Source organism: Stieleria tagensis (assembly GCF_024129865.1).
GTDB classification, from domain to species: domain Bacteria; phylum Planctomycetota; class Planctomycetia; order Pirellulales; family Pirellulaceae; genus Stieleria; species Stieleria tagensis.
In genome coordinates, this window is record NZ_JAMYFE010000068.1 from 75,425 (window position 1) to 88,807 (window position 13,383).

Annotated in this window: 7 protein-coding genes; 4 read left to right on the forward strand and 3 right to left on the reverse strand. The window is 54.7% G+C overall.

The window, feature by feature from the left end:
- Window positions 1–55: 55 nt before the first annotated feature.
- From NHH03_RS17020 to NHH03_RS17030, 3 genes are all read right to left on the reverse strand, one after another.
- Window positions 56–2,959: an FG-GAP-like repeat-containing protein gene (locus NHH03_RS17020; protein ID WP_253158186.1), complete on the reverse strand. Its 2,904-nt coding sequence runs from the start codon at window positions 2,957–2,959 to the stop codon at window positions 56–58.
- A 126-nt stretch (window positions 2,960–3,085) separates the two neighbouring features.
- On the reverse strand, window positions 3,086–3,274 hold the full coding sequence (locus NHH03_RS17025) for a hypothetical protein (protein WP_253158187.1): 189 nt from the start codon (window positions 3,272–3,274) through the stop codon (window positions 3,086–3,088).
- 97 nt (window positions 3,275–3,371) lie between these two features.
- Window positions 3,372–4,583 (reverse strand): DUF1559 domain-containing protein, encoded by a 1,212-nt coding sequence (locus tag NHH03_RS17030; protein WP_253158188.1) that lies wholly within the window; start codon window positions 4,581–4,583, stop codon window positions 3,372–3,374.
- A gap of 648 nt (window positions 4,584–5,231) precedes the next feature.
- Here NHH03_RS17030 and NHH03_RS17035 point away from each other — a divergent pair.
- From NHH03_RS17035 to NHH03_RS17050, 4 genes are all read left to right on the forward strand, one after another.
- Complete coding sequence (locus tag NHH03_RS17035; RefSeq protein ID WP_253158189.1) at window positions 5,232–6,443, forward strand: efflux RND transporter periplasmic adaptor subunit; 1,212 nt, start codon at window positions 5,232–5,234, stop codon at window positions 6,441–6,443.
- Between the two features lie 61 nt (window positions 6,444–6,504).
- Window positions 6,505–9,942: an efflux RND transporter permease subunit gene (locus tag NHH03_RS17040; RefSeq protein ID WP_253158190.1), complete on the forward strand. Its 3,438-nt coding sequence runs from the start codon at window positions 6,505–6,507 to the stop codon at window positions 9,940–9,942.
- A gap of 378 nt (window positions 9,943–10,320) precedes the next feature.
- Entirely contained in the window at window positions 10,321–12,174 is a 1,854-nt protein-coding gene (locus NHH03_RS17045; protein ID WP_253158191.1) for a TolC family protein, read from the forward strand.
- Window positions 12,175–12,376: 202 nt separating this feature from the next.
- Window positions 12,377–12,697, forward strand: coding sequence for a hypothetical protein (locus NHH03_RS17050; protein ID WP_253158192.1), 321 nt, complete (start codon window positions 12,377–12,379; stop codon window positions 12,695–12,697).
- Window positions 12,698–13,383: the final 686 nt, after the last annotated feature.

The following is a 13,383-nucleotide window of genomic DNA, read 5'->3' on the forward strand; positions in this document are numbered from 1 at the left end:
AAAATACTTGTTGAAACAACTGTCGTCAAGACGGATGTTCGCGATACTTGGCGGGCTACTCGGTCGCAAACGCTTGCCCACTGCCCTCTACCAAAAGGTAGGTGTTGCCGGCGCGGAGGGATCCAAAGGTTTCAGTGGCTCCGTGTGGCCAGGCCACGGTCACCTCCTCCGCTAACTCGCTTGATCCGATACCTGCTTTGAGAATTCGTTCATTGCTACACATATAGCCATCGCCGGACATCAACCAGATCACGCGCTGGCGGCCATCCGCGACGAAGGTGAGCGTTGCTCCAATCGCGTCTCGCGACCCATTGGTGCCGATTAACTTGACACCGATGCGGCGGTTTGCGGTTTGCGTTCGATTTGCAAGTAAAACGGGGGCAGCGTTCTGATGGGTGACGACCAGATCGTCTGCCAAGTCGCGATCAACGTCGATTTTCCAAAGGGCGCGGCCAATGTGGTTCGTCGCCAAGTACGTGTTTTCATGGGGCATGTCGACGGGGGTGAACGTCGCTTGTTGCGAACGCCGCATCAATTGAAATGGTTGTGCGAGTGGCGGATGGTCAGGCCCAAAATCGGCGATGTGTCCATTGGTGATCGCTAGTTCGTCAATCCCGTCCGCGTCCATGTCGATGGCTTGTGTACCGAAACCGACCGTCATCAGAGTGGAGTCAATCAAGCCTTGGACAGCCGTGTTGTCGACCCACAGCCCTGGCATGGTTTGTTCGTAGTAGATGTTGTATTCACGCGCGAACCCCGTGACGTACAAATCCAGGTCCAGGTCACCGTCGAAGTCACCATAGGCGATTCCCATCGATGCTTGAGCGAGCGATTGTCCGTCGACAGCGATGCCAAGCGGCACGGCTAATTCAGAGAGACCTGGGCCGGTGATTTCCAACAGGTGGTTGGCGGACATGTCATTGGCGACAAACGCGGCCTGGTTATGGCCGGGTAAATTTCCCGCAAGGATTCCGAGTCCGCGGCCGGCCGAGAGCTGCGTGATCTCATCAGCGAACGGCTCATTGAATTGTCCTTTGCCATTACCCAAGAGCAGTTGATCGCTATCAGCAGGAAACTTGGCAGGGTGGCAAGGCGCAGGCCCGTCTGCGGCTCGACACGGTTCGTCGACGGGCGAATCGAGATCACAATAATTGACGGCGATCAAATCGGTAATGCCGTCGCGGTCCATGTCGGCAAATGCTCCGCAGGTCGTCCATTGATTTGCCATCGTTCCGAGCGATCGGGTGTCATCGCAGAATGTGCCGTCACCGTTGTTTCGAAACAGTCGATTGTCTCCGATATTTGCAAAGAAGATGTCGGGAAAACCGTCTTCGTTGTAGTCGCCGATTGCGATCCCTTGGCCGAACCCCGTGGCACCGCATTCGGCGTGGTGGGTGATGTCGCTGAACGTGCCATTGAGATTTCGAAGTAGCGTGTTTGTCGCGGAGCTTGTTTCGCCGCTCTGGCTAGCGACCGATGGGAGGATCAGGTCCGACCAGCCGTCCATATCAAAGTCGAGTGTCCCGCCACCGCTGCCCATCGAATGAATCAAGGCCGATGCGATGTCGGGGTAGTGAACAGCAGGGACAGTAAGATTTCGCGTCTGAGTTTCATCGGCCCAGCGCAATTCACTCGCATTTCCGGCGAACGAGCGTTGATTGCTCGATCGGTCCCTTGGCTCCGAAGGATTGGTGTCAGTGATGGCTTGCTGCGAGTAACTGTCCAGCGGGCTCAAATCAGGCAGCGAGCTCCATTTTCGAGTGCGTTTTAGATTGGCGGTGATTGTTTGCCTGAGTTCGGCGAGGGCCGGATCCTTGTCCTCTGGAAGAGTGGTCGCGATGGCGGACCAAGCTTCGGCTTCCCAGTATCGTCCCATTTGATTCAGCGTGCGGGCGATATCGCACGCGGCATGCTGACTTTGTTCTACGCTGCCACCGAAACGCTGCAGGTGCATCCGAAGATCTAATAGTAGATGAGCTCTGCGATCACAGGAGTCGATGATTCGCTCTGCGTCCTGATTTGTCAGCGCGAATTCCCCGTCAGCGGCAGAACGCAGTTGGCGGATCGATTGGCTGATTTGTGTCCAAGGAATCACTCGGTTCGGATTGATTTGAGAGGCTGCCAGATAACACGAGAGCGCTGTAGCGAAGTCAGCGGATCGGAAGTGACGGTCTGCCAGAGAGATCCAGAAATCGGCTTGCTCACGACAGTGTGGCGCGGCCGAGTTCAACCACGCTGTGTACTCTGGGGGTGTTGCCTGTTGAACACTGGGCATCCGACCGAGTAACGCGTGTGCCGGCGCGAAATTGGGATGGTGCCGGATGATTTCACGTAAGATGGATTCGGCGTCCGCGAAGCGGCGGTCATCGCGCAGTGATTGAGCAACGCCGAGTCGAAGTCGGTAATCATCCGGGTTTCGTTTGATCAACCTTTCGATCGTTTCCGCGGGAAAGAGTCGTTGGGAAGTGTCGGTCGATGCGAGCAGCACAGCCAGATCAAACGCGCGATTGCGGATCAGGGCTTCATAGTGTTCGGGCATCAGGTCTGTTCGACCGGCCTCGCCGAGCAGCCCGAATAGGATCCGGCGCAGTTTGTCGTTTTCGCGTTCTGCGTCCACTGCCGCGGACAGCAAATCGATTGCGGGATAGACGTCACCTAAGTCCAGCAGGGCTCGCGTCGCCAACTCCACGCGTGAAGTGGGATGGAATTTTGCAGCTACTGCGGCTTTGGCCAGCAGTCTCGCTGCTTCATGGCGGTCGCCAGCTGCCGCCTTCGCGCGAGCCGCCGCGGTCAGCTGCTCGGGATTGTTCCGCTGTATTGGCAGTCCATCTCGAGTGAGTGTTTCCGTGTCGTCGGCTGGGGATTGCCGGGCGGCTACATCAACCGAGCTGGGGTCGCCCGAACATCCGGTGACAATTGTGATCAGCAGTATCAGAGAGAGAGAAAGCCGACGTTGCAAATCGAGATTTCCGTATTTCAAAACAGAGTGGTCGTAAAAAAAACCGCCCAACCAAGCCAGTTTAATTCTGATTTGGGGGCGGCCTGTGTCACGCATTGGCGTACGCGTGGAAAATCGACAATGAATCTATTTGCCGAGCTCCATGTCCTTCATGGCGTCCATTTCGATTTGCTTCTCCTTCTCTTTGTAAGCATCGATGGCCGACTGGTCTAAGCCTTCGGTAACAGATGCAGGTTTTGAATCAGAGCATCCGCCGATTGAGACAGCCAGGGTCAATGCGATTACGTGCCATGGGGAAAGGTTGCGTTTCTTCATTCTATTGAATTGTCCAAGGTAAGTCATTTTGTCTATGAATAGAAAACTGGAAGGGACACGGTGACGTCATCTGCCCTTCCAGCATTGGAGTATCGGTTTACTGATTGAGTTGTTCCTCAATCGTTTCTGATCCAGCCCGAGTTCCCAAGGCTCCCCAAAGTCCGTAGGGGCTTGGGCTGCCGGGGGCAGCTGCACCGGTTCCGTTGATCCAGACGTTCCCTTGGTTGCGACTTCCGGCCTCGATGGAGTCGGTGATGAAAATCACCGCACCGTCGCCCATCAGGACATGAGCACCGCCTTGGTGTCGGCTGGACATGGGAGCCGTCGCAGTGAGGTCGTCGCCATTGTTTCGCGAGCAGAAAATGTCGTTGGGGGGCAAGATCGTAAAGCAGCTGTTGAAGATTTGCTTGAAGTCCGCCCACCGAAAGCCACGTGCACGAGTGTCTCGCGAGGCGTTGTTGAGCCAAAACCGAGGCCGCTCGGGATTGACAAAGCTATCGCAAACGCCCGGGTTGTCACGCAGTGCATCCATCGCACCGTTATTGTTGCCGAGCGTTGAGCCATCTTCGGGCAAGACCATGCGGGCGTCTTTGTCGCCTAGGTACGTGGCAATCTCACCCATCGCGACCGTGTTGGAGAGACCATCCAAGCAATCGCGGAAACGGCCGCGGTCGTCACGCGGTTTAAAGAATCCGCGATGGCCCGCCTGAGCTCGCTCAAATCGGACCGTCGCAACAGGCTCCACCAAGTCTCCGTCCCACGGGCCCACCATGGTTTGCCAAGTGCTGTCACCCAGGCATGCCGCGTAGTTGGAACGCCCTAGAGCCGGAAGTCCGATTCCCGGATCACTTGGGCATCGATAGCCAGGAATCTCCATTGTCCAGGGAATGTAATCGATGGTGTCCGGCGTCGGCCCCATCGCTTGAAAGTCGATCACTCCGTCGCCATCGATATCCATCGGGTTGCTGATGGATTCCCAAATCCCTTGCTGTTCGATGAATGGCAAGATGCCGACAAGCGTGCTTAACCGACGGTTGTTCGCGAGCGTGTTTGCTGCCCACCAAGCATTGCCGGCGCTGGGATTCGAGGTGGTCCCGATTCCATTTGCCGGTAGCCGTTTGTAAGCTGAGTGGTAATTGTGGATCGCTAACCCGAGCTGTTTGAAGTTGTTGCTGCAACTCATCCGCCGAGCTGCTTCGCGTGCAGCTTGCACCGCGGGCAAAAGCAAGCCAACCAAAATGCCAATGATGGCGATCACCACCAGCAGCTCCACGAGTGTGAAACCAAGACGAGTTTTGTCATTCGACATGAATTACTCCTGAGAAAAGCTTTAGCGGAATGAGACACCGCTAAAAGAATTGAATGGTTTCAATTCTCACGTAAATGTGGCGGGTGTTGATGTATTTTTGCGACAGGGGTGTAGTAATTTGCGACGCGGCATTTAGAAGCGTTTGTCGCATGGGTTTGAGGGCCCTTTTGCCGCAAATTCAGAGCAGGCGTGGCTTTGGTTCACCCAGTACTTTTGGCCTGGCAGTGAACCGTCACCGATCAATTCGCCTTCCCCCAATATGGCGGGGCGCCTGCCTGTAGTATCCCGGTATTTCTTACCGAAGCCCGATTCCGTGCAAACGTTTGCACGCCTTGTGACAAAGTTTGCAGACGCTGGCATGGGGCCGGAAATCGCTCGCTATCATTTGAAAATGTAAATCAGGCGGAAAGCTCGCAAATTGCGGTCTTAAATGCGATTTGACCGAGCGGTGGCGAGCGAGTGTCTGGTGATTGGAACAGGTGTTGCGTACTCGACAATCACCGCCGGTCCAGGCCCGTCGATGTCCAGCAGACACTGTTGGGACAAACGGGCGCCGTCGTGTGACGGTTCGCCCGCCGAGCCCCCCCTCCAGACACATTTTGCACTCCCGCCTCCGACTCTGAGGCACTCTTTGGGAACTCACATCCAATGCGAATCAAAGTACTTCTAGCCGCGGTCGTCGCGGTCGCTTCCCTTTCTCTGCCAGCCTACGAAAAGATCTCTGAAACTCTTGGCAAAAAGTCCGAGCAGTCGCACTCGGCCGACACGCACGCCGAGGGAGGTCACCAGCCGCAGGGGCACGCTGGCGGTGAACATGCCGGTGGGGAACACGCCGGGGGGCAACACCACGCGCAACACAAGATTTTGGTGACCAGTCCCGTCGCCAAAGATGTCACCCTAACCCAACAGTACGTCTGCCAAATCCATTCCTGCCGGCACATTGAAATCCGTGCGTTGGAGCGAGGGTATTTGCAAACCGTTGGTGTCCGCGAAGGTCAGACGGTGTCAGAGGGCGACGTGATGTTCAACCTGCTGCCGACACTGTACCAAGCCAAGCGGGATGCGGATTCAGCCGAAGCACAACTCGCGCAAGTTGAATACGACAACACCGAGAAATTGGTGCAGCAGAACATTGTCTCGTCGCAGGAACTGAAATTGGCCAAGGCCAAATTGGCCAAGGCTGAGGCGCAGGTGCAGTTGGCGCAAGCGGAAGTCAACTTCGCCGATATCAGAGCGCCGTTTGACGGCATCGTCGACCGATTGCACGAACAGCAGGGTAGTCTGATCGAAGAGGGCGCAATGCTGACGACGCTGTCAGACAACAGCACCATGTGGGTGTATTTCAATGTGCCCGAGGCTCGTTATCTGGAGTACATCGAAGCGACCAAGGGAGGGCAAAACCAAGACAACTTGGACATTGAGCTCGTGTTGGCGAACCACAAGAAATTTTCTCAAGCGGGAAAGATCGGTGCGATCGAAGCGGACTTCAATAACGAAACCGGCAACATTGCTTTCCGAGCGGACTTTCCCAACCCCGATGCTCTGCTACGCCACGGCCAGACGGGCACGATCCTGATCAACCGCGTGTCAGAAAACGCGATTGTGATTCCGCAGCGAGCGACGTATGAGATTCTGGCGAAAAAGTACGCTTATGTAGTCGATGAAGACGGCATTGTGCATCAGCGTGAGATCGTCATCCAAAACGAGCAGCCCGACATCTATGTGATCGAAAGCGGGCTGGGTGTGAATGACAAGATCGTGCTTGAAGGTATCCGGCAAGTTCGTGACGGTGACAAAGTGGATTACGAGTTTCGCGATCCCGAGGAAGTCCTGTCCAACCTGAAATACCACGCCGAATAGTTTTCTTCCCCAACCAGCACAGAACGATTTCTCTTACCAGATCGGTCGGTCATCCTACATCATGTTTGCAAAGTTCCTGCACCGGCCGGCATTGGCCATCGTCATCTCGCTGCTGATCCTGTTCATGGGCGGTTTGGCCATCAACGTCCTGCCGATTTCGCAGTTCCCCTCGGTCGCGCCACCAAGTGTGCGAGTCTCGGTTTCCTATCCAGGGGCCAGCGCCAAAATCTTGATCGATTCGACGATGGTCATTTTGGAACAGGCGATCAATGGCGTTCCGAACATGCGTTACATGATGGGTGACGCTACGAGTGCTGGTGAGGGAACGATTCAGATCGTTTTTGAACCGGGAACGGATCCGAATGTGGCGGTGATGAACGTCAATAACCGGGTTCAAATGGTCAAGAACAACCTGCCTCCGATCGTGGAGCGGGAAGGGATCATCGTCATGCAGAACATGACGAGTATGTTGATGTATGTGAATGTGTTCAGTAACGAACCAAACGTCGACCAGAACTTTCTCTACAACTACGCGACCGTTAATGTTCTGAACGAGATTAAACGGATTCCCGGCGTCGGCCGGGCAACGATTCTCGGTAACCGTTCTTACGCGATGCGGGTCGAGTTGGATCTTGACCGGATGCGAGCCTATGAAGTCGATGCCGAAGACGTGATGAAGGCGCTCGATGAACAGAGCATGATCGGATCACCGGGACGACTCGGCCAAGCAACTGGGCAAACCTCGCAAACGCTTGAGTACGTTTTGACGTGGGTGGGACGTTACAAGACTCCGGAGGAGTACAAAAAGATCATTCTGCGGGCTAATCCCGAAGGTGAGATTCTGCGGTTGGGCGACGTGGCGAACGTCACGTTGGGATCTTCGTTTTACGATCTCTATTCGGATATTGATCGTCTGCCCTCGGCGGCGATCGTGCTGAAGCAAACGCCCGGGTCCAACGCCGCGGAGGTGATCAAGAGAGTTAAAGAGAAAGTCGAGCAGATTAAGAAAGAATCGTTTCCGCCCGGGATGGACTATGCGGTCACCTATGACGTCTCAAACTTTCTAGACGCCTCGATTGAAAAAGTTCTCCACACGCTGTTCGAAGCGTTCATTTTGGTTTCGCTGGTCGTCTATCTGTTCCTCGGTGACTTTCGCAGCACCTTGATCCCAACGCTGGCGGTTCCGGTATCGCTCATCGGGACCTTCTTTTTCATGCTGATGTTTGGGATGTCGATCAACCTGATCACGTTGTTTGCATTGGTGCTGGCGATCGGGGTGGTGGTCGACGATGCGATCGTGGTGGTCGAAGCGGTGCACGAAAAGATGCACACCAAACACCTCGGTCCCTACAAGGCGACTCAGGAGGTGGTTCAGGAGATCAGCGGTGCGATCATCGCGATCACGCTGGTGATGACTGCGGTCTTTATTCCTGTGACTTTTATGACCGGGCCGGTCGGCGTTTTTTACCGCCAGTTTGCCCTGACCATGGCCATGTCGATCGTGATTTCTGGCGTGGTGGCTCTTTCGCTCACGCCGGTGCTGTGTGCGATGATTTTGAAGCCACTCTCGAGCGAAAAAGAGCAACGCGGATTGGTCGGCATGGTGAATCGCGGGCTTGTCAAAATCGCAGGCCAATCCGCCTTCATCTTACGCGGTTTGCTTTGTGTCCTGCTCGGCTTGGCGGTCGCGGCGGGCGCCTATTACTTGCTGCACAACGAGTTCGTCCACGAGTTGGTCAACGAGCAGTTTCCTCTCACCGAGACTCGGTTGTGGGGCATCGTCGGGGTTGTCGCGTTGCTCGCGATTCTGTCGTTCCGGGCGATGTTTTCAGGGAGTGATGGAAGCGAGAAGAAACGTGGGCCGATCGGAATGTTCTTGCGAGTATTCGACAAGGGGGTTGAAAAGGTGACCGGCGGATACGCCGCAATCCTCAGTCGCATCATCTCCCGTCGTGTGCTGACGATGGTTGTGATCGCGGCATTCGGATATGGGATTTTGGTTGTCAACAAAGTGCTGCCGACCGGCTTTATTCCGCTGGAAGACCAAGGAATGATTTATGGCATCGTTCAGACGCCTCCCGGATCCACGCTGGAGTACACCAACGACAAATGCCATGAGTTGCAAGCGATTTGCAAACAGATGGACGAGATCACTTCGGTCTCTTCCATTGCCGGATACGAAGTGCTGACTGAAGGTCGGGGGTCCAATGCGGGAACCTGTATCATCAACTTGAAACCTTGGGCAGACCGCGAGTTGACGTCGAAGGAGATTATTGAAGCATTGGAGGAGAAAGGGACTGAGATCTCCAATGTGAAACTCGAGTTCTTTGAACCACCAGCGGTTCCCGGGTTCGGTGCTGCCGGCGGATTCTCGGTCAACCTGCTCGATAAAACAAACAGTGGGGATTACAAAGCGCTCGGTGAAGAGACGGATAAGTTCATGGAGGCGTTGGGGAAACGCAAAGAACTCAAGGGGCTGTTCACGTTCTTCGCGTCCAACTATCCGCAATACGAAATCATCATCGACAATGACGTTGCGATGCAAAAGGGAGTGTCGATCCGTGACGCCATGGACAATCTCTCCATCGTGGTTGGTAGTACCTGGGAGCAGGGCTTTGTCCGATTCGGCCAGTTCTACAAAGTCTATGTCCAAGCGGCGCCAGAATTTCGGCGGTACCCGGAAGACTTGGACAACATGTTCGTGAAAAACGACAGCGGTGAGATGGTTCCGTACTCTGCGTTTATGAAGATTGAAAAGAAGCAGGGGCTGAACGAGATCAGTCGGTACAACTTGTATCCCACCGCACCGATTCAAGGGGCACCGGCAAAGGGGTATAGCAGCGGTGAAGCCATCGCGGCGATTAAAGAAGTTGCTGCAGAGACATTGCCCAATGGTTTTGACATTGACTGGCGGGGACTTGCCTATGACGAAGCAAAGGCTGGGAACACGGCGGTCTATATCTTTTTAATCGTGGTCGTTTTTGTTTACATGGTCTTGGTGGGGCAATACGAAAGTTTTGTCCTGCCGCTGGCTGTGATCACGTCGCTACCGGTCGGGATCTTTGGGTCGTTCTTTTTCCTCAAATCCATGGGGTTGGCCAACGATGTTTACTGCCAGATCGGGTTGGTGATGCTGGTCGGATTGTTGGGTAAAAATGCGATTTTGATCATCGAATTCGCGGTCCAACGGCGTCAAGAAGGATTGAGTATTGCACAGGCGGGGATCGAAGGGGGCAGGTTGCGGTTCCGACCGATTTTGATGACCTCCTTTGCCTTTATCGCAGGTCTGATTCCACTGGTTCGCGCCACGGGACCGGGGGCCATTGGAAACAGAACCATCGGAACCACGGCAGTTGGCGGGATGTTGTTGGGAACGTTGGTAGGAGTCCTGGTGATACCCGGTCTGTACTACATTTTTGCCAAGTTTGCTGACGGTCGCAGCCTGATTCGGGATGAGCATGATCAACCGTTGAGCGAAATTTTTGAGCGTGACCATTGATCAGAGCGTCGAATGGCGCGTTGATCATCGAATTGGTCCCGGCGGCGGGCCGGGGAGTGTCGTAGGTGGTCTAGGGCATGATTTGGACGGTTGATCCCCGGCGACCGTTGTCCCCGGATTACCGGCATAACCTACCGATTCGGAACAGCCGATCTGCAAATGTCCGCACACTCGGCACGAGCCCACCAACTCTTGGATTGCCGATAACCGTGCAGACGATAACTGAAAAACTGGATTGAAAGCCTGGTTTAACAGACAGCGAATTGGTCGGTTCGTTGCAGATTGTCCCAATCGCCGCAGTACCGATTTTCACTTACCGTTCGGCAGGATGCCGGAAACGCTAGTTCATCAAGGATGAGTATGAACAACCAACTCTCAATGGCTTTGCATGTAAAGTCGAAAAAGCGTGCCTACTTGGCAGCGATGATTTGCGGCTCTCTGTTGATGATGCCGGGTTGTGGAATACCAGGTCTTCGCTGTGCGCAGCGAGGTGCGGAGATGCCAGGAAGCTACAACTGGAACAATGGTTCCGAGTACTTCAATGCCAGTGGTGTTGATGAGTCGGTTGATGCAGCCAACGAAAGTCATTCAACGGCAACCGTAGATTTGAAAGCTGCTGACCAAGATGTCGTTGCAACCCATTTGAACGATGAAGATGGTGACGATGCTGCTTTAGCACCGGTTGTTGGCGATGATGGCGTCGACGCGACAGACGCCAAGGACGAGAGTCGTTTTGCGAGTTTCATCAAAGCCGCCAGCTTCGCCCAACCGAGTCAGGTTGACAATCTAAATCAGGACATCGCGAATCCAAGTGTCGAGGAGCCTGGCGAGCTGATTGAAGTTTCACCAGAGGATGCGGAGCCCGCGACTTTGACGGATGATTCTGTTGATCTCGATTTCGGACTCACGAGCATGGAGTTTGGGATCACTCCGTTGGAAAATTCGGCTCAGCTATCGCAGGCTGCGTTTTTTGATGACCCTTACCTGCTCGGCTTGATCACGCAAGCTCTGGTCGGCAATCAAGAACTCAAGATCTTGGCAGAGGAAATTCAGATCGCCCGCAACGAGACCTACGCGCGGAGTGGTGAATACCGTCCGTTCGTCACACTTGGGGCGGGTGCCGGGCTGGAAAAACCTGGGCGTCACACGCGTGCAGGTGCGGTTGAAGACCAACTTGAAGTCGCTCCGGGCAAGGCCTTTCCCGATCCGCTTCCCGATTTCCTGGTTGCCAGCAATGTCTCTTGGGAACTCGACATTTGGAAGAGGTTGCGCAATGCGCAAAGTGCCGCTGCGATGCGTTACTTGGGCACGCAAGAGGGGCGGACCTATATCGTGACGCGTCTGGTCGCCGAAGTTGCCGAGAGTTACTACGAGTTATTGGCACTCGACAATAGGATGTTGACACTGGATAAAACCATCGAGATCCAACAGCAAAGTTTGAAGATTGCCAACGCAAAGAAGGAAGCCGGCCGTGGCACCGAACTGGCTGTGCAGCGATTCCAGGCTGAGGTTCGCAAGAACCAGAGTGAAAAGTCCATTATCGGGCAAGAGATTGTGGAAGTCGAAAACAGGATCAATTTCCTTGTGGGGCGATTTCCACAACCGGTGGAGCGGATTTCTGTGGAGTACGTCGACCTGAACCTAAACGCATTGAGTGCGGGTGTTCCGTCGCAGTTGCTTCAGAACCGAGCCGACATTCGTCAGGCAGAGCGAAACATCGCGGCGGCTGGGCTTGACGTGCAAGTGGCTCGGGCGCGTTTCTATCCTTCGCTGACACTCAGCGGTGGTCTTGGCTGGAGTGCTTTCAGTACCGGATATTTGTTTCGAACTCCGGAGTCTCTGATTTACAGTCTGGCGGGTGAGTTGGTTGGGCCATTGATTAACAAGAGAGCAATCAAGGCGGACTACAGTAGTGCGAACGCAGCTCAGTTGCAGAGCATCTACGAATACCAGAAGACCGTGCTCACGGCGCACATTGAAGTGGTCAATCACATCACCAAAATTGAGAATTACCGCCGTAGCATTGAAATCAAGAAGGAGCAGTTGGAATCGCTTGAAGCCTCGGTCGACAGCGCTTCAAAGTTGTTCCAGAACGCACGTGCCGAATACGTCGAAGTGCTGCTGGCCCAGCGTGAACTGATGGAAGCCAAGATGTTGCTCATCGATATCAAGCGGGAGCAACTTTCCGCGATCGTCAACGCCTACCAATCCCTCGGCGGTGGCGGTTTCTAACTGGTGCCAGGCACGAATGGCACAGTCATTGGCGAGTATTTTTCGGTGGACGCGGAACGAGTCTATCTGCAAGTCGGTCTTTTTGCTTAAAATTCCCGACGCAGGATGATTCATCTTGTGGTGAAACCCTCCTAGGTCTCACACTTTTGGAGCCCTCCCCGGTCACTGCCTGCACAACAGTGAGACCAGGGAGGGTTTTCTTATGGCATCTTGTTCCAGTTCGCCATCACAAGGCAACTTCACTTTTGCCGATGCCATGGCAGGATTTCTGCACTGCGCAGGCTTGCCGTTTGTTGACATCCTCAGCGAACATCGCATCGGCAGTGCATTTGAGCGACGTGGCGGTCTGTTCGGACGCACCTACACCACCTCGATCGTCCTGTGGGCGTTCCTCTCTCAAGTTCTTCGTGATGGTAAGGAAGCCTCTTGTCAAAGTGCCGTCGCGCGGATCAGTGAGGTGGCCTGGGTTTTGGGGGCCACCTCACACCGTGCGTTGGGGCCTGGCTTGCTCGATTCCGCTTGATCGCCACACCCCACACCGCTGGCGATGGTCTTGGATATGCGCCAAGGTCCCTTGCGGCTGCGTGTGTGGCGAATCGCTTGACGACGTGGAATGCCCAGCCGAATCAAATTTCGCGCGACGCCACTTGTTGGTGTGGAGGATTTATCCGACCGAATCAAAAGGAGAACGCGTCATGCTTGGTCGGATAAATCCTCCACACCAACCAAGCATACGAAACGAGGGCTGGTCTTCGATTCAGACCGGCGGTCCGTCATGGATTGCTTTACTTAAATCAATATTGATTCTCCGTGCCTTGGTGCCTCCGTGAGACGGAATGGTTTGCAGTCTCTCACAGAGGCACGAAGGCACGAAGGCACGGAGACGAGACGGCAATCGGTCGACGGTGCGGTAGTGCAGTAGCCTGCACGTTGCGTTGCCTAGAAACTCTGGCATCATCGGATCAGTTGGCGGGATTTATCTCGGCGTGAGGATCAGCGATGTCCGTCGTGGTATGCGGAGTTTCAGTTGCAGGAGTTCCGACAGCATTGGGACCAGGCAATGGGTGCGGGATAGTCCGATTGGCAGCTGGAAACGCAGGTCGAAGGTTCAAAGGAATCAGCGCCCGCCGCAGCATTTACCCCGCTGCATTTGTCTCTTGCAGGAACGACAGCACAACGATCCTTTGCGATAGAATCATTCTGACGCGG